At 62.7% G+C, this 16,028-nt stretch carries 18 protein-coding genes and 1 tRNA gene; 7 read left to right on the forward strand and 12 right to left on the reverse strand.

Features of this window, described 5'->3' with window-relative positions; translation table 11 throughout:
- Positions 1 to 92: 92 nt before the first annotated feature.
- Entirely contained in the window at positions 93 to 1,208 is a 1,116-nt protein-coding gene (locus NEZ08_RS20665; RefSeq protein ID WP_298111085.1) for an ATP-dependent RecD-like DNA helicase, read from the reverse strand.
- A gap of 160 nt (positions 1,209 to 1,368) precedes the next feature.
- Between NEZ08_RS20665 and NEZ08_RS20670 the strand changes: the two genes are divergently transcribed.
- Positions 1,369 to 2,583: an LLM class flavin-dependent oxidoreductase gene (locus tag NEZ08_RS20670; protein WP_298111087.1), complete on the forward strand. Its 1,215-nt coding sequence runs from the start codon at positions 1,369 to 1,371 to the stop codon at positions 2,581 to 2,583.
- A gap of 209 nt (positions 2,584 to 2,792) precedes the next feature.
- Positions 2,793 to 3,005 (forward strand): hypothetical protein, encoded by a 213-nt coding sequence (locus NEZ08_RS20675; protein WP_298111124.1) that lies wholly within the window; start codon positions 2,793 to 2,795, stop codon positions 3,003 to 3,005.
- 3 nt (positions 3,006 to 3,008) lie between these two features.
- Here the strand turns inward: NEZ08_RS20675 and NEZ08_RS20680 are convergent, their stop codons facing one another.
- From NEZ08_RS20680 to NEZ08_RS20715, 8 genes are all read right to left on the reverse strand, one after another.
- Positions 3,009 to 4,391, reverse strand: a complete 1,383-nt coding sequence (locus NEZ08_RS20680) for a sigma-54-dependent Fis family transcriptional regulator (protein ID WP_298111089.1) — start codon at positions 4,389 to 4,391, stop codon at positions 3,009 to 3,011.
- Between the two features lie 56 nt (positions 4,392 to 4,447).
- Positions 4,448 to 4,798: a flagellar motor switch protein FliN gene (gene fliN / locus NEZ08_RS20685; protein WP_298111091.1), complete on the reverse strand. Its 351-nt coding sequence runs from the start codon at positions 4,796 to 4,798 to the stop codon at positions 4,448 to 4,450.
- A gap of 23 nt (positions 4,799 to 4,821) precedes the next feature.
- Positions 4,822 to 5,436, reverse strand: a complete 615-nt coding sequence (locus NEZ08_RS20690; protein ID WP_298111094.1) for a FliH/SctL family protein — start codon at positions 5,434 to 5,436, stop codon at positions 4,822 to 4,824.
- A complete protein-coding gene (fliG, locus tag NEZ08_RS20695; protein ID WP_298111096.1) occupies positions 5,436 to 6,518 on the reverse strand; it encodes a flagellar motor switch protein FliG in 1,083 nt (360 codons plus the stop codon). The genes NEZ08_RS20690 and fliG overlap by 1 nt, the downstream gene beginning before the upstream one ends.
- Before the next feature lie 7 nt (positions 6,519 to 6,525).
- Positions 6,526 to 8,157, reverse strand: coding sequence for a flagellar basal-body MS-ring/collar protein FliF (gene fliF / locus NEZ08_RS20700; RefSeq protein WP_298111098.1), 1,632 nt, complete (start codon positions 8,155 to 8,157; stop codon positions 6,526 to 6,528).
- Between the two features lie 177 nt (positions 8,158 to 8,334).
- Positions 8,335 to 8,610 (reverse strand): DUF1153 domain-containing protein, encoded by a 276-nt coding sequence (locus tag NEZ08_RS20705; RefSeq protein WP_002714638.1) that lies wholly within the window; start codon positions 8,608 to 8,610, stop codon positions 8,335 to 8,337.
- Positions 8,611 to 8,805: 195 nt separating this feature from the next.
- Positions 8,806 to 9,513, reverse strand: a complete 708-nt coding sequence (locus NEZ08_RS20710) for a flagellar hook capping FlgD N-terminal domain-containing protein (protein ID WP_298111100.1) — start codon at positions 9,511 to 9,513, stop codon at positions 8,806 to 8,808.
- A 20-nt stretch (positions 9,514 to 9,533) separates the two neighbouring features.
- The gene (locus tag NEZ08_RS20715) at positions 9,534 to 10,199 is read right to left on the reverse strand and encodes a flagellar hook-length control protein FliK (protein WP_298111102.1); all 666 of its coding nucleotides are present in this window, start codon (positions 10,197 to 10,199) and stop codon (positions 9,534 to 9,536) included.
- Between the two features lie 181 nt (positions 10,200 to 10,380).
- Here NEZ08_RS20715 and NEZ08_RS20720 point away from each other — a divergent pair, with 181 nt between their 5' ends.
- The 5 genes from NEZ08_RS20720 to NEZ08_RS20740 all read left to right on the forward strand — a co-directional run bounded on the left by NEZ08_RS20720 (position 10,381) and on the right by NEZ08_RS20740 (position 13,990).
- Positions 10,381 to 11,115 carry a hypothetical protein gene (locus tag NEZ08_RS20720; protein WP_298111104.1) on the forward strand — a complete coding sequence of 245 codons (735 nt, stop codon included), beginning with the start codon at positions 10,381 to 10,383 and terminating at the stop codon, positions 11,113 to 11,115.
- Positions 11,116 to 11,526: 411 nt separating this feature from the next.
- Positions 11,527 to 12,726: a tRNA 2-thiouridine(34) synthase MnmA gene (gene mnmA / locus NEZ08_RS20725; RefSeq protein WP_298111106.1), complete on the forward strand. Its 1,200-nt coding sequence runs from the start codon at positions 11,527 to 11,529 to the stop codon at positions 12,724 to 12,726.
- A 17-nt stretch (positions 12,727 to 12,743) separates the two neighbouring features.
- Positions 12,744 to 13,382, forward strand: a complete 639-nt coding sequence (locus tag NEZ08_RS20730; protein ID WP_298111109.1) for a class I SAM-dependent methyltransferase — start codon at positions 12,744 to 12,746, stop codon at positions 13,380 to 13,382.
- Between the two features lie 54 nt (positions 13,383 to 13,436).
- Positions 13,437 to 13,793 carry a hypothetical protein gene (locus NEZ08_RS20735; RefSeq protein ID WP_298111111.1) on the forward strand — a complete coding sequence of 119 codons (357 nt, stop codon included), beginning with the start codon at positions 13,437 to 13,439 and terminating at the stop codon, positions 13,791 to 13,793.
- Positions 13,794 to 13,913: 120 nt separating this feature from the next.
- Positions 13,914 to 13,990 (forward strand) — tRNA-Met (locus tag NEZ08_RS20740).
- On the opposite strand, the gene NEZ08_RS20745 is transcribed toward NEZ08_RS20740, so the two are convergent.
- From NEZ08_RS20745 to NEZ08_RS20755, 3 genes are all read right to left on the reverse strand, one after another.
- Positions 13,947 to 15,617: a recombinase family protein gene (locus tag NEZ08_RS20745; RefSeq protein ID WP_367278442.1), complete on the reverse strand. Its 1,671-nt coding sequence runs from the start codon at positions 15,615 to 15,617 to the stop codon at positions 13,947 to 13,949. The genes NEZ08_RS20740 and NEZ08_RS20745 overlap by 44 nt on opposite strands.
- On the reverse strand, positions 15,517 to 15,756 hold the full coding sequence (locus tag NEZ08_RS20750; protein ID WP_298111115.1) for a hypothetical protein: 240 nt from the start codon (positions 15,754 to 15,756) through the stop codon (positions 15,517 to 15,519). Before NEZ08_RS20750 ends, NEZ08_RS20745 begins: the two co-directional genes overlap by 101 nt.
- 115 nt (positions 15,757 to 15,871) lie before the next feature.
- On the reverse strand, positions 15,872 to 16,028 hold a 157-nt coding region (locus tag NEZ08_RS20755; protein ID WP_298111121.1), incomplete at its 5' end, for an AlpA family transcriptional regulator.

Below are 16,028 nucleotides of genomic sequence, written 5' to 3' on the forward strand. Positions count from 1 at the left end.
ATACGGGGCAAAACTCGTTCCGTTACCGGGAAAACCACACGAGTCCGTGAAACAGCCGGCGTTCCAGGCAAGCCGTCGGAAATGACCCGGGATCACACCACCACGGAAAGCCGCTTGGCCGCGCGGGTCACGCCGGTATAGAGCCAGCGGGCGCGGCTATCCTGGAAGGCAAAGCTTTCGTCGAACAACACCACGTCATCCCATTGCGAACCTTGCGATTTGTGCACCGTGAGCACGTAGCCGAAATCGAATTCGTCATAGGGCTTGCGCTGTTCCCAGGGAATCGCCTCGATGCCGCCCTCGAAACAGTCGCAGCGCACGGACACCTTCGTCACCTTGTGGCTGAACTCTTCGTCCGGGGCGATCCGCAAGGAGGTGATGCGCGACTTGGATCGTGAGGCGTTGCGCGACTTGACGCGCCACAGTCCGCCGTTGAACAGGCCCTTCTTGCGGTTGTTGCGAAGGCAAACGAGCTTGTCGCCGGCAACCGGCAGCGGATCCTCGATATTCTGCTTCTGCCGCATCCGCATATTATAGGCGCGGCGGGTGTTGTTGCGTCCCACCAGCACCTGGTCGGCCCGCATTACCCGTTCCGGATCGAGGTCGGCGCGCGAGACGATTTCGCTTTCGCCGTAACGTCCGGGCTCGAGCTCTCTCCCTTCGCGGATATCCATCGACATTCGCACGATGGGATCGTCCTGCGCCTGGCGGTGCACTTCGGTCAGCATTGCGTCCGGCGCACTGCCGGTAAAAAAGCCGCCGCCCTGGATCGGCGGCAACTGTGCGGGATCGCCGAGCACGAGCAGCGGACAATCGAAAGACATCAGATCGCGGCCCATCTCCGCATCCACCATCGAGCACTCGTCGATGATGATCAGCTTTGCCTTGGAGGCCGGTGCATCGTCCCACAATTCGAAGCTTGGCTGCTCGACGCCGGATTCGCGGGCGCGGTAGATCAGTGAGTGGATGGTGGAAGCGTTGTCGCAACCCTTGTTGCGCATCACCAGCGCCGCCTTGCCGGTGAAGGCGGCGAATTTCACCTCGCCATCGACGCCTTCCGCGACGTGCCGGGCCAGCGTGGTCTTGCCGGTGCCGGCATAGCCGAACAGGCGGAACACCTGCGGCGTGCCGTTCCTGCCCGGCTTGGCTTTCAGCCATTCGGCCACGGCATTGAGCGCGGCATCCTGATGCGGGGTGAAGTTGGTCATTGGATCTCGTTGGGGAGGGCCGACTCAAGGGCCAGACCCAAAGCTAACCATTCATGCTCCCAACGCAAGGAGCTTCGGTGCCAGGGAGGGTCCTTCGGCTGGACTAAGATTCCGCCTGCACTACACTGAGTTAAAAGACAAAACTGCGGCGGGAGGCGTCATGAAGTTCGGCATTTTCTATGAGCTGCAATTGCCGCGCCCGTGGCGGGACGGCGACGAACTCAGGCTTTATCAGGACGCGCTGAGCCAGCTCGAGACCGCCGACCGGCTCGGCTACGATCACGCCTGGGTCGTGGAGCATCATTTCCTCGAGGAATATTCGCACTCGCCCGCGCCGGAAGCATTTCTGGCTGCCGCCAGCCAGCGCACCCGCAAGATCCGGCTCGGCCACGGCATTTTCCAGCTCACCACCAATCACCCGGCGCGCGTGGCCGAACGCGTTGCCGTGCTGGATCTCTTGAGCCGCGGGCGCTGCGAATTCGGCATGGGCGAGAGCGCTTCGATCACCGAGCTCGAACCGTTCGGGCGTGACATGGAGACCAAGAAGGAGGTGTTCGAGGAGGCTGTCGCAGCGATCTTCCCGATGTTTCGCGATGGCGGCTGCGAGCACCACGGCAAGTATTTCGACATTCCCTTGCGCAACGTGGTGCCGAAGCCGGTGCAGAAGCCGCACCCGCCGCTGTGGATGGCCTGCTCGCAGTTGCCGACCATCGAACGGGCCGGCCGATGCGGCTTCGGTGCGCTCGGCTTTCAGTTCGTCAGTGCGGATGCCGCGCACGCCTGGGTGCATGCCTACTACAACGCGATCACGAAACGCTTGAAGAAACTCGCCGATTACGAGATCAATCCGAACATGGCGCTGGTGTCGTTCTTCATGTGCGCGAAGACGGATGAAGAGGCGCGGCTACGGGCCGACGGCGCCACGTTTTTCCAGTTCGCGCTGCGCTTTTACGGCGCCTCGCAGGACCGCCAGCGTCCGCCTCCCGGCGCGGTCAACATGTGGGACGAATACAACAAGTGGAAGCGCGAGAATCCGCAAGCGCAGGAGGCGGCCTTGCGCAGTGGCTTGATCGGATCGCCGGAAACGATCCGCAACAAGCTGCGGCGCTTCCGCAGCTCTCACATCGATCAGGTCATCCTGCTCAACCAGGCCGGCAAGAACAGCCACGAGCACATCTGCGAGTCACTCGAACTGTTCGGCCGCGAAGTGATGCCGGAGTTCCAGCAGGACGCGGAACAAGACGCCTGGAAGGAGGGGGTCATGAGCGGTGCCATCCAGCTGGAGGAGATCGATACGGCTGCGTTCACCGATCGCTATGGCAAGCTCGCGTTGAACGTCGCCCCGGTGAGAGGCATATCCATGGCCGTGCGGTAACGGCATCTTCAGCCGATCTCGGTCGCGCGGGGGTAGAAATCACCTTCGGCCTCTCTTCGGTCCGAAGTGCAAACAGGACAAGCCATGGCCAGAGACGTTAATGCAGAGGCAACACTAGCCGGGAGTGCGCGAATTCGTTCCGACGAAATTCGAGGGTGCGAGGCTGCCGTGCTGGTACGCTCCGGCCGGTCCGTCGGCGGCCTCGGCCGATGAAGCGCGCCGCCACCTGGCTGTTCTACGCGGTCGGCGCGCTCGCCATGGCCTACCTCGCGCTTTACGCCTATGTGACGCTCACCGGACGCACGTTTGTGCCCGGCGATCCCATCCATATCTTCCGCAAGCCCGGGAGCCCAGAGCTGGGCAGTATTGAGCCGGTCCCACGCACAAGGCAAATGGCCGGCCATTTGCCTCAGTCTGTCTGAGTCTTATCCGATCGCCGGCATGCGGGGATATTCGCCGCTCGTGTTGGGCGGCGTGATCGGGAGTCCGCCGTCGGCATATTCGTTGAGCTTGTTGCGCAGCGTCCGGATCGAGATGCCGAGGATATTGGCGGCATGGGTGCGATTGCCGAGGCAATGCTTCAGCGTCTCCAGGATCAGGTCGCGCTCGACGTCCGCCACGGTGCGTCCGACCAGCGCACGGGTCACCTGTTCGGCAGCGAAAGTTGCATGCGCTACCGCCGGAGCGATTTTGGGCGTATCGAGGCGGTCGCCGTCCGGCGTGATGATCGCCTCGACGCCGATCTCGTCGCCCTGCGCCATCAGCACCGAGCGATGAATGGTGTTTTCGAGCTCGCGGACGTTGCCCGGCCAGCGGTTGGCGGTGAGCACGCGGCGCGCCTCGGACGAAAGCGGCCTTAAGGGAACGCCGTTGGCGTCGGAGTATTTCTTGGCGAAGTGCTGCGCAAGCTCGAGGATGTCCGCCGGCCGCTCGCGCAGCGGCGGAATCTTCAGGTTGACGACGTTGAGGCGGAACAGCAGGTCTTCGCGGAAGGTGCCTTCGCGCACCGCGTCGGCGAGGTTGCGGTTGGAGGTCGCGATGATGCGAATGTCGACCGGAACCGGCCGCGTGCCGCCGACGCGATCGATTACGCGCTCCTGGATCGCACGAAGCAGCTTGGACTGCAGCCGCACGTCCATTTCCGAAATTTCGTCGAGCAACAGCGTGCCGCCGGTGGCTTCCTCGAACTTCCCGATGCGACGTGCAACGGCGCCGGTGAAGGCGCCCTTCTCGTGTCCGAACAGTTCGGATTCCAGCAGGTGCTCGGGGATCGCCGCGCAATTGATCGAGATGAACGGCCGTTTGGCACGGTTGGAGCGGGTGTGGACATAACGCGCCAGCACTTCCTTGCCGGTGCCGGACTCGCCCGTGATCATGACGGAGGCGTCCGAGCCTGCAATCTGCTGGGCGAGCTTGATGACCTTGGCCATGGCGTCGTCGCGGTAGACCAGTTCGCGCGAGTCGTTGGCCACAGCCGCGAGGACGGCGGCGATCAGCTCCGGGTCGGGCGGCAGCGGAATGTATTCCTTGGCGCCGGCATGGATGGCTGCCACCGCCGCCCGCGCGTCGTTGGAGATGCCGCAGGCGACGATCGGCACATGAATGTGCTCGGCCTCAAGCCGCATGACGAGATCGCGAATGTCGAGCGATACGTCGACCAGCAACAGGTCGGCGCCCTTGCCGCCGCGCAGCACACGCATCGCCTGTTCGTTGTCCTCCGCGTGCGTGACCGAAGCGCCGTTGTCCATCGCGATCTTGGTCGCCGTTGTGAGCTGCCCCTTCAGGGTGCCAACGATAAGAAGCCGCATGGTAATCTCCTGTTGGTCTGTCCGTGCCGTTCCGGCGCGCCTTGATTGATATGAGCCTAGTTGCGTTCAGCCTTGATGATTTCCGTCATCGTCACGCCGAGCTTGTCCTCGACCAGAACCACTTCGCCGCGCGCGACAAGGCGGTTGTTGACGTAAATATCGATTGCCTCGCCGACGCGTCGATCGAGTTCGAGAACGGTGCCGGGCCCCAGCTTGAGCAAGTCGCCGACTTCCATCTTGGAGCGGCCGAGAACCGCCGAGACCTGAACCGGCACGTCGAACACCGCTTCGAGGTCGGCGGCGACGCGGGCCGCGTTCTCGTCCTCGCTGTAGGCGACATCGGTCATCGCCGGCGCGTCGGCCGCGTTCAGATCCGGGAGCGGTACCTGTCCCTCCGTGTCACTCATGGCTCATTCCTCTCAAGGTCCGTTCAGACCTGGTTCCGGGATGCGATATAGCTCCCGACAAGTTCGTTGATCTTGGCTTCGATCGCGGCGCGCTCCCGAACGACGCCGCCGTCCGCCCACTCGATCCGGCAATCGCCTGCCGCAATGTTCGGCTCGGCCAGGATGATCAGCCGGCCGGCAAAGCCGCTCTGCTTCGCAAGCGCCTCGATGTGGGAGTGGGCCGCTTCGTAAAGAGTTTCGTTTATTCTGATCACGATATGCGGTGTCGAAACGAGCTGGGCAAAACAGTCGGCGATCAGCGCCGTGACTTCGCCGAGCGGCTCTCGCGCAATCAGCTCGTCGGCGAGTTTGCGCGCGACCGCAACCGCGACGTCGACCGCTTCGGTCTCCATCCGGCTTTCGATACCGGCGAACCGGGCTGCAATGGCGTTGATGGCGTTGCCGATCTCCTGAAGCGCGGCTGCCGAACGGCGATCGCTTTCCACCTTGGCTTCGCGCAACGCGCTATCGTAGCCGTTACGATAGGCGCGGGCTTCGGCTTCGGCGACCTTCTGGGCGACCTCGGCCGGCGTTGCGGAACGCTCGCGGACGGGAGCCGCAAAGTCGGTGTCGAACAGGAATTTCGCCGGGGAAGCCATCAGTACACCAGCTCGTCGTCAGCGCGGTTCTTGGTGAGCGTGATCTCGCCTTTTGCCGCGAGATCCTTGGCCAGATTCACCAATAGCGCCTGCGCCTCGTCGACGTCTCTCAGCCGCACCGGGCCCATCGCCGCCATGTCGTCCAGCAGCATCTTGCCGGCGCGCGACGACATGTTGCCGAGGAAGAACGCGCGGACCTCCTCGTTGGCGCTCTTCAGCGCAACGGCAAGCTTGTCCTTGTCGACGTTGCGCATCAGAGTCTGCGCCGATCCCGAGTCCAGCTTGATCAGGTCGTCGAAGGTGAACATCAGTGCCTTGATGCGCTCGGCCGATTCGCGGTTTTCCTCCTCCAGAGAGGTGATGAAGCGCGTTTCGGTCTGACGGTCGAAATTGTTGAAGATTTCAGCCATCACCTCATGGGCATCGCGCCGCCTGGTCTGCGACAGGTTCGACATGAATTCGACCCGCAGCGTCTGCTCGACGCGCTCGATGACTTCTTTCTGAACCGCTTCCATCTTCAGCATGCGGTTAATGACGTCGAGCGCCATATCTTCAGGCAGGATCGCAAGCACCCGCGCGGAATGCTCGGGCTTGAGCTTCGAGAGCACGACCGCAATCGTCTGCGGGTACTCGTTCTTGAGGTAGTTCGCGAGCACCTCTTCCTGGACGTTGGAAAGCTTCTCCCACATGTTGCGCCCGGCAGGTCCGCGAATTTCATCCATGATGCCGATGACCCGCTCGGGCGGCAGATACTGCTGCAACAGGCGTTCGGTGGCGTCGAAGTTGCCCATCAAGGCGCCCGATGCCGACATCCGCGATACGAATTCAAGCAGCATGTCCTCGACCGTATCGGCCTCCACGGTGCCGAGCGTCGACATGTGCACCGACAGTTCGCGCACCTCGTCGTCGTCGAGCAGCGACCAGACCTTTCCGCCATATTGCTCCCCGAGCGCCAGCATCAGAATGGCCGCGCGCTTGGGTCCCGCGATTGGCGGCCCCTTGGCCTTGTTGCCCTGGCGCGCTGCCAGCGAGGAAATCACGCTGGCAATGTCGTTGGCGTTGTTGGTTTGCGGCAGGGCCATGTCGGAATCACGCAGCGGGTTCGGAGAGCCATTGACGGATAATGGCTACGGTTTCGTTGGGGTTGCGTTCGGCGAGCTCGCCGACGCGATGGACGGATTGGGCGTGGACCTGTCCCTGGACCTGGGCCACGTCGATGAGCGTAGCGGTGTTGTTGGCGCCGGGAGCGAGGTTTGGACCGCCGGCCGGGGCGGCGGCCTGCGCGCCGCTGCCATCGACGATGGCCGGCAGTTTTGCTTCAGCGGCCGGCGCTGCGGGCTCGTCGGCAATGATGCGCTTGACCAGCGGGCGGACCACCATGAACAGCACCACGATGCCGAGTAGCATCATGACGCCGAGCTCGATGACGTACATGACGTCATCCTTGGTGAATTGCAGCATGCCGAGCAGCCCCGCCGGCGGCTCCAGCGGTGCGACCGCGGGTGCTTCGGCAAATCGCAGATTGACGACCTCGACCTGGTCGCCGCGCTTCTGGTCGAAGCCGATGGCCGAACGCACCAGGGCCGAAATCCGGTCGAGCTGTTCCTTGCTGCGCTCCTGATAGACCATCTCGCCCTTGTCGTTCTTGGTATAGATGCCGTCGACCAGCACGGCGACCGAGATGCGGTTGACCCGTCCAGCCTCGGTCACCTCGGTCTTGGTCGTGCGCGAGATCTCGTAATTGTTGGTTTCTTCGGTCTTCTTGCTCTGGTCGCGAGCGACCGGCGTGTTGTTGGTCTGCTGCGCGCCCGGCAACTCGTTGCCGACGGAGACCTGTCCGTTGTTTTCGGACGTGGCGCTGGATTCCTCGCGGGTCTGGCTTGACCGCAGTACCCGGCCTTCGGGGTCGAACTTGTCGGAAGTCTCGGTGATCTTGTTGTAGTCGAAGTCGGCCGAGAGCTGGACGCGGGCGCGGCCGGCGCCGACCACCGACGACACGATCGCCTCGACCTCGCTGCGCAGCCGCTTCTCGAACGCCACCCGCCGCTCGTCGCCGATGCTGTTGTCGTTAGGCCCGGCCGCGCCGTCGGCCAGCAACTGGCCCGCTTCGTCGACGATCGACACCCGCTGCGGCTTCAACCCGTTGACGGCGGAAGCAACCAGATGGCGGATCGCCCGGATCTGTTGCGGCTCAAGGCTGCCGCGTACCCGCACGACGATCGAGGCGGACGGTTCGGGGGTCTCACGTGCAAACAACGGACGTTCGGGGAGAACCAGATGGACGCGGGCGGCCTGGATGCGATCGATAGCGCGAATCGTGCGCGCCAGTTCGCCTTCAAGCGCGCGCAAATGATTGATGTTCTGGACGAAACTGGTGGTGCCGAGCGCGTCGGATTTGTCGAAAATCTCGTAGCCGACGCCGCCGCCCTTGGGCAGGGCGCTTTCGGCGAGTTTCATGCGCAGCCGCGTGACCTTGTCCTTCGGCACCATGATGATGGCGCCGTCGTTGCGCAGTTCATAAGGAACGGCCTGACGGTCCAGCTCCTTGATGATGGCGGAAGAGTCGTCGAGGCTGAGATCGGTGAAGAGGGTAGTCATCTGCGGCGTGGTGACGCGCATGATGACGAATGCGAAGAAGCCGATCAGTGCGGCCGTCACCGCCACCATCGCCATCAGCCGCGAAGCGCCCAAGCCCCTCAGAAAGCTTACGAGACCCTGCAAACCAACCGCCCCTTAGATTCGGTCCCAACCCGGGATCGGACCACTGGGCAATTATTGCCTACGGTATGGTTTCGATATGGTTAACGATGGTTAAGGCCTGGCGTGAAAGTGCCAAAATTGAAAAAATCGGCCTCGCGAGGCGAAGCCGATTTTCCTCAATTGCCATCGTAGGTGGATTTATTGACGATATTGCTGGATTCGGGTGGTTCGAAGCCCTGCAAGACCGTGCTGATCAATGGAAAACTGCCAGGAGAGGAATTCGTCGACGGTCAGCGTATAACGGCTGCAAGCCTCTTCGAGGGACAGCAGGCCACCGCGAACCGCGGCAACGACTTCCGCCTTGCGACGGATGACCCATCGCTTGGTTCCGGGTGCGGGCAGGTCCGCGATGGTCAGCGGACTGCCATCGGGCCCGATGACGTATTTTACCCTCGGGCGATGGGGTTCTGTCATGGCGTACTCACAAACTCTCAACCACTGAACTGACGCCATTAAACTACGCCCGGCGGCTTAAAATTTACCTAAACCCAATGGTCCAATACGAATCTCCTTGAAAATGACCGCGCATGTGCAGCCCGCCACCGCGATACGGCGCGCGTTCTTAATCTGATCTTAAGTCCTGGCCGGCATGGCGGCCGCGTCGCATGACTAATTGACGATGCTTTCGACCTGATTGACCGTGAACGTCTGGCCGCCGATCGACAGAAGGGGCGGCGACTGGGTGAGATCGACCGAATTGACGACGCCGGCGACAGAGGTCGAAACACCGACCGTGTTGCCGCTGGCGTCCTTGGCGGTCGCCGTGAGCGTGTAATTGCCGGCAGGGTACTGCGTGCCGTCGGTGCCGAGGCCGTTCCAGTTGAACACCTGGTTGTTGCCGGCGCTGGCAGCAAAATTGCTGCTGTAGACGGTCTGGCCCGAGCTGTTGGCGATCGAGACGTTGACCGTTGAGGCGCTGGGTATGTTGAGTTCCCAGGTCGCCTGGCTGTTCGTCATTTCCGCGGTGCTGCCCTTGACGATGGCCGTCTTGCCGACGAACTGCAAGGCCTGGCTCGATTGCGCGGTCTGCTGGAGCGAGACGAGAGAGGCCAGCGAATCGTTGGTATTGATCTGCTGCTGGACGCCGGCGAACTCGACCAGCTGCTGAGTGAACTGGTTGGTGTCTAGCGGGCTGAGCGGATTCTGGTTCTGCAATTGCGTGGTCAGCAGTTGCAGAAAGCTTTGGAAGTTGCCCGCGATCTGCTGGTTGGCCAGCGCATTGGCGGCAGCGGCGGAATTGGAGTTCGATGAACTCGACGCGGGCGTCGTGCCCGAAACGACAGGGCTCGAGGTGTTTACTCCTGATGTCGTCGTCATGTTCTTCTCCTCTTGACTCTTCACACTCGGATATCGACGCCGCCGCTCGATGCGAGCGAACGACCATAACTGCGGCCGGCGACCGCGGCGGGAACGGCGTCCTCATCGCTGACGATCAGGCGATGGGCATGGGGGTTGCTCCCGTTGCCGCTGTTCTGGCCGGAGGACGACTGGTCGCGCAGGCTGAATTGCAGGCCGCCGCTGTCGGTCTTCAGGCCCGCATCGTTGAGCGCCTGCTGCAATTGCGGCGCATCCTGCCGCAGCATCGACAGCGTCTCCGGCTTCTCGACCGTCAGGTGCGAGGTAACCTGGCCGTTCTGGTCGATCTGGACACGAACGTCGATGCGCCCGAGATCGGCAGGATCGAGCCTGATTTCAAAGCTGCTCTTGCCGCTCTTCACGTTAGCGGCAATCTCCACGGCGACCCCGCCCAAGGGTACGGCGGCGTTGGTCGCGGCCGTTGCCGTCAGGTTGCTGGTGGACGCGAGGTTTGATGGCGAGTTGAGTTGCGCTTGAGCCGGCCCGAACGCTTGCGCAGACGGATCGGCCAGGTCGGCTACAGCATGCGTGGTCGTCGCTGATGCTGGCGCAGCATGGTCATGATTTGAGGGCGCGGGCCCTGCCGAGGCTGCATCCGCCATCATACCCTGGACAGCCGGGTTCGACGTCTCCTGCTTGCCCGTCATCGGCGCCTGCGCCGCTGCCGCACTCTGAGCCGGGTTCGCCGCAGCGTCGGTTGTCGCCGCATCTGTCGATGTTGAGGCGGTTGAGGAGTCCTGGCTTGCCCCAGCCGCTGCTTGCGCTTTTCCTTGTGCCGCCTTCGGTGTGACGAGGGCGGTGGCGGCGACGGCCGACGTTAGAGCGGAAGTGTCTGTCGGCACCTGCGTGCCCGCGGTCGCAATCGCGGTCACGGCAGGTGCAGAGATGTCGGCTTTTGCTGGGTGGGGTGCGATCGCAGATGCTGTTGCCGGATCAGTCTTGCCCTGGACGGAGGGTCCGGGCGGCGGTGAAAGCGGCTGCGAACTGGCGGCAATCGCGGCCGCGGCAATCGCCAGCGGCGCGGTGGGGCCACTGGGGGCGGGCGTGGTCGTCGGCACATTGGCCGCCGGCGCCGATGCGGAAATCGCAGCCGCAACCGGCGTCGGCGTGGTCGGAGCACTGCCGACCTGCTGGACGAGGATCGTTGCGTCCACTGCGGTCGCTTTGCCACCGGCATCCTTGCTCTTGGATTTATCGCCAGCCGATTTCGATGTGCCCGGGTTTGCCGGGATCGTCGTGCCCGTTGTGGATTGGCTGGTCCCGTTGGCCGACGCGCCATCGCTGCTGGCATTTGCAGAGGCAGACGGGTCGGAGTTGGAATTGGACGACGGCCCGTCATTGACGGCACCATCGGACTGGCTGTTCGCCGGAGCCGAAGGTGGATTGCTGTTGGTACCGCTTGCGCCGCTATTGGCGTCGTTTGCGGGCGCGGCAGTGTCGGCTGGCGGCGATGCATCCGCTTGGTTCTGCACCGGCGGCGGGGGAGGCGGCGCCGACGGGGACTCGTTCGGTGCATTCTGGCTGACCAGGTTGCCGAAAAGATCGTTCGCCGGAGACGAATGATTGCGAGTCAGCCAGGAGGGCGCGGCCTGGAATGCGGCGTTGGCTGTAGCATCTTGGGTAGCACTGAGCACAGGACGGACTCCGGCGAGGGAACTCGCGAAAGCAATCAGCAAAGACCGGGCCACTTCCGGATCGTGAAAATATCTAACGTTTGCAATATCTTATTTGCCTGAGCAGCTTCCTGCCCGCCGTTATCAGCCCCGTCTTTTCTGCCCGGCGGCAAGATTTGCCGTCGGCTGAGAACTCGTCCGGCCGATGATTGCTTCGTGCGAATACGGCCTATATTAGAGTGCAGCTTCCCGGCCGTCCCGAGCGAGGGTTTAGGTGTCAAAGAAACGCCCTGAGCCCTCCAGACCGCAGCAAGATGACCCTTGTGGCCGGAAAGTGCGTGACACCGGCGATTTGAAAACCATGCGTAACAGTCTCGATCTCGAAGGCCGTCCCCAGGACACCCGCGTGGTTGTTGCCATGTCGGGCGGCGTGGATTCCTCCGTGACGGCGGCGCTGTTGAAGTCGCAAGGCTACGACGTTGTCGGCATCACCTTGCAGCTTTACGACCATGGCGCGGCGACCCATCGCAAGGGGGCCTGCTGCGCGGGCCAGGACATTCACGACGCGCGCAAAGTCGCCGAGCGTATCGGCATTCCGCACTATGTGCTGGATTACGAGAGCCGCTTCCGCGAGTCGGTGATCGACAATTTCGCCGAGAGCTACGCCTCCGGCGAAACCCCGGTGCCCTGCATCGAATGCAACCGTTCGATCAAGTTTCGCGATTTGATGGAAACGGCACGGGAACTCGGCGCATCGGTGTTGGCGACCGGGCATTATGTCGCCTCGCGTGCTTTGGCGGATGGTCAGCGCGCGCTTGTCTGCGCAGCGGATGCCGATCGTGACCAGAGCTACTTCCTGTTCGCGACGACGCGCGAGCAGCTTCAGTATCTGCGCTTTCCGCTGGGCGACATGACCAAGCCCGAGGCGCGCGAGTTGGCGCGCCGTTTTGGCCTTGAAGTCGCTGACAAGCACGACAGCCAGGACATTTGCTTCGTGCCGACCGGCCGCTACACCGACGTGATCGGCCGGCTGCGGCCGAATGCGATCGAACCCGGCGACATCGTCGATCTCGATGGCCGAGTCATCGGTACCCACCAGGGGATCGTTCACTTCACCGTCGGGCAGCGCCGTGGATTGGGCATCGCCTCCGGCGCGCCTCTCTACGTGGTGAAGCTGGATGCCGCACAGCGCCGCGTCGTGGTAGGTCCGCGCGATGCGCTGCGGATGGATCATGTCGAACTGCGCGATGTGAACTGGATCGGTGATGGCCCGCTCGACCGCGCGGTCGGCGCCGGATTGGAGATTTTCGTGCGCGTCCGCTCGACCCGCGCCCCGCAGCCGGCATGGCTGCGCGCAACCGGTGAGGGCTATGCGGTGGATCTGGTCGCCGGTGAAGAGGGCGTTTCACCCGGTCAGGCCTGCGTATTCTACGACGCGCCCTCGGGCCGCGCGCGGGTACTCGGCGGCGGCTTTATCCAGAGCGCCAGTTCAAAGGGAATGGCCGGCAAGGCGGCGAGGGGAGCCGTGACGCCACCGCTTGTCGAGGCTATGCGCGGATAGCGATCCAAGGCGGGGGCATGGCGACAGATATCGACCGCGAGAGGGTCGCCAGGGCCTATGGGCGCTGGGCGCCGATCTATGATCTCGTCTTCGGCAAAGTCTTCGATCAGGGACGCCGGTCCACGATTGCGGAGGCCGATCGGATCGGCGGACGGGTGCTCGATGTCGGCGTCGGCACCGGCTTGTCACTGTCGGATTATGCTGCGACCACGAAAGTGTGCGGCGTCGATATCTCCGAGCCGATGCTGCGCAAGGCGCAACAAAGGGTTCGCGCGCTGGAGCTGAACAACGTCGAGATGCTGGCGGTGATGGATGCCAGGAACCTCGCATTCGCGGATTCCTCCTTCGATGCCGTGGTCGCGCAATATGTCATCACCGCGGTTCCGGATCCCGAGGCCACGCTTGACGACTTTATCCGTGTGTTGAAACCGGGCGGCGAACTCATTCTCGTCAATCACATCGGCGCCGAGGGTGGCCTGCGGCGTGCTTTCGAACTCGCCTTTGCGCCGCTTGCCCGACGGCTCGGGTGGCGCCCAGAATTTCCCTGGGCGCGGCTGGTGAACTGGGCGGCCCGGCACGGCGGCGTGAGCCTGACCGAGCGCCGTCCGATGCCGCCGATGGGACATTTCTCGCTGATCCGCTATCGGAAGGCCTGAAAATCCTTACCGGGAGCACACGGAACCAGCGCGTCCGGTCCCCGTTTTCTTGGGATGACAAAACATGCGCTTTTCCTTGCCTTCGGATTGATCCTGCCGGTGTCGGGCGCCGTCGCGCAGGCGCCGCCCACCGTAACGACGCCGCCGGCGCCGACCGCGACCGCTGTGGCCAGCAACTGCGCGCCTGCGGCACAGTCTGCCTATCCGCGGCTCAACACCGAACCGGGGACCACGACCGGGCAGGCCGGTGAGCCGCTTGCCGATAAACTGGCGAAATCGAACGGCGTGCTGTGTCCCCCTTCCGGGGTGGACCCGGAGATGCGCGCGCCGACGCCGCCGGATTCCGGCAACACGCCGGTAATTCCCCCACCGGGCAGCCCGGGCGGCAATCCCAGCGTGCAGCCGAAATAGCTTTACGATTACAGGGTTTCGGCAAGCGCGCCGGCTTTGCTTGACACGCCCGAGGCCTGCTTCTTATATGCCGCGCGTTCGCGAGGCGCGGATGACCGAGCCCGCGTTTGCATGCGCCGTGGCGGGGTAGCTCAGCTGGTTAGAGCACGGGAATCATAATCCTGGGGTCGGGGGTTCGAGTCCCTCCCCCGCTACCACGTGTGACCCACTATTATAGCGGGCCTCCGGAAAGAACCCGCCGCCGACCAGTGCGGCCAACTTTCCCTTCACTTCGACCTCGAAGCCTTGCCAAGGGCCGTTCGGGTGAACAATGACACTGTGCACAAGCGCCCTGAAGTCCGCGACCAACGGGCCGCGGTCGTCCTCCGCGCTGGCGTGGCCAGCTATCGTGTCGGCAAGTGCATTGACGGTCTCGATGTAGCGGTCCAGCGTTGCTGGATGCAGTGAGATGGGGGTAGGGGCCTCTTCGAGGGCAGCCAGCTCCGCCTCGACGCGCAACCGCTGTTCCTTCAACTCGGCGATCCGTTGCTTGGCATCCTCCTCGGAGATCACGTACTTGATCACGAGATCAATATTGCGCTGACGCTCGCCTTCGAATCGGTCACGTTTAGCCTCTAGCCGCATGCGCTCCACGGACGCGTTCCCCGCAAGCCGCTCTCGCTCACGGTTGTAGTTGCGCACGTAGGTCTCGATCAGCCGCGGGTCCTTCAACTCCTCGACCATCCCGCTAAGCACAAGCCGTTCGACGTCGCGCAAATAGACGATCCTGCGATTCGAACAACTGCCGCTCTCGCGTACAGCCGAGCAACGAATCCTCGTCTTTCCGGTCTTGTCACGGTCGTGAACTGACATCCCGGATCCGCAACAACCGCATCGAAGGAGACCAGACAGGAGATGCGGTGTCCGCCGCTTCATGTGGCTGGCCAAGCGCCCCCTTTCGGCCTTCAAAGCATGCGCCTGTTCCCAAACGGACTGTTCGACGATCCGCAGTTGAGGCACATCGATGCTCTGCCACTCTTCACGCGGGTTCGGGCGAGACAATCGTTTGCCCGTATCCGGATCCTTCACCATCCGGACTTTGTTCCAGATGATATGGCCGGCATAGAGTTCGTTGAAGATGAGCCCCGTCCCGCGCTTGGCGTTTCCATTGATCGTCGACGCATTCCATCGCCGACCCCGCGGTGGATGGATGTTTTCTCGATTGAGATCGTGCGCGATCTCTCGGGGTGGCCGTCCCGCGGCATATGCCGCAAAAATCCGTCGAACGATCGCAGCTTCGCCTTCGACGATTTCGAGTTCGCCGGGTTTGCCGGGCACCGTTCGATATCCGTAAGCACGCCCTCCCGCATGTCGACCGTCGCGTATCACACCAGCCATGCCGCGCCGGACCTTCTTTGCTCCATCCTCGCGCTGCATCTGGCCGACGAGGCCGCGAATTCCAATCAAGATCGAGTCGGCCGTGCCGTCGTGGACGGCCTGGATTTCGATCCCCTGGAAAGACAACCTCTTGTGAATGCCGGCTAGATCCTCCATGTCACGTGAAAGCCGATCCAAAGCTTCGACAATGACAACGGTAAAACGTTGTTGGCGCGCAGCATCCATAAGCTGCATCAAGCCGTCGCGGCCGAATACAGAAGCACCAGAACGAGCCTTGTCCTCGAAAGTCGCAACGACATTGAGTTGATGACGTACCGCATAGGCTCTGCACAGAGCAATCTGATCTTCAGTCGATTTTTCGTTTTGAAGCTCGGTCGAGAACCGAGCATAGATCGCGGCGGATTTCATCTCGAACACCACTGCTGATGCACTTCTCGCTGGCGGCATCGAGATGATTTTTCCTCAGACGCACGCTATCAAAGAGATGATCGCGTCTAGCGTCGGCAATTGCAAGTGCTTCAACAAACTTGATCAGAGCAGGATCGATTTCTCTCGAGCTCGCGCACTGCGATACCCGATCAACCACTGCCCTCGTTCTGGCGCGCGTCATCCCAGCAGGATGCAGGGCCAATTTGTAAAATGGCAGAGCGTTTTTCGCTCGATCGTAGAATCGGGTGCAATAGGAGATGAAGGGCTGTTTTTTATGAGACCCGATCGAATTCGCGTTCCGGCCGCCATCCGACTGGATCGTCAATCCAGCGGTTGATGTCGGATTCGCGCCAGCCGGAGCCATGAACGCTGATCCTGATCTGGGGTGGGAATGAGCCCTCGGTAATCTTGCGGTAGATGGTGGAGCGG

Origin of the sequence: Bradyrhizobium sp., from assembly GCF_027451485.1 — a bacterium.
GTDB lineage: Bacteria > Pseudomonadota > Alphaproteobacteria > Rhizobiales > Xanthobacteraceae > Bradyrhizobium.

Bases quoted from the DNA above. Each gene is read 5' to 3' on its own strand.
- NEZ08_RS20665 (WP_298111085.1), bottom strand. From the start codon at position 1,208: ATGACCAACTTCACCCCGCATCAGGATGCCGCGCTCAATGCCGTGGCC.
- NEZ08_RS20670 (WP_298111087.1), top strand. From the start codon at position 1,369: ATGAAGTTCGGCATTTTCTATGAGCTGCAATTGCCGCGCCCGTGGCGG.
- NEZ08_RS20675 (WP_298111124.1), top strand. From the start codon at position 2,793: ATGAAGCGCGCCGCCACCTGGCTGTTCTACGCGGTCGGCGCGCTCGCC.
- NEZ08_RS20680 (WP_298111089.1), bottom strand. From the start codon at position 4,391: ATGCGGCTTCTTATCGTTGGCACCCTGAAGGGGCAGCTCACAACGGCG.
- fliN (WP_298111091.1), bottom strand. From the start codon at position 4,798: ATGAGTGACACGGAGGGACAGGTACCGCTCCCGGATCTGAACGCGGCC.
- NEZ08_RS20690 (WP_298111094.1), bottom strand. From the start codon at position 5,436: ATGGCTTCCCCGGCGAAATTCCTGTTCGACACCGACTTTGCGGCTCCC.
- fliG (WP_298111096.1), bottom strand. From the start codon at position 6,518: ATGGCCCTGCCGCAAACCAACAACGCCAACGACATTGCCAGCGTGATT.
- NEZ08_RS20705 (WP_002714638.1), bottom strand. From the start codon at position 8,610: ATGACAGAACCCCATCGCCCGAGGGTAAAATACGTCATCGGGCCCGAT.
- NEZ08_RS20710 (WP_298111100.1), bottom strand. From the start codon at position 9,513: ATGACGACGACATCAGGAGTAAACACCTCGAGCCCTGTCGTTTCGGGC.
- NEZ08_RS20715 (WP_298111102.1), bottom strand. From the start codon at position 10,199: ATGACGGGCAAGCAGGAGACGTCGAACCCGGCTGTCCAGGGTATGATG.
- mnmA (WP_298111106.1), top strand. From the start codon at position 11,527: ATGCGTAACAGTCTCGATCTCGAAGGCCGTCCCCAGGACACCCGCGTG.
- NEZ08_RS20730 (WP_298111109.1), top strand. From the start codon at position 12,744: ATGGCGACAGATATCGACCGCGAGAGGGTCGCCAGGGCCTATGGGCGC.
- NEZ08_RS20735 (WP_298111111.1), top strand. From the start codon at position 13,437: ATGACAAAACATGCGCTTTTCCTTGCCTTCGGATTGATCCTGCCGGTG.
- NEZ08_RS20745 (WP_367278442.1), bottom strand. From the start codon at position 15,617: ATGCCGCCAGCGAGAAGTGCATCAGCAGTGGTGTTCGAGATGAAATCC.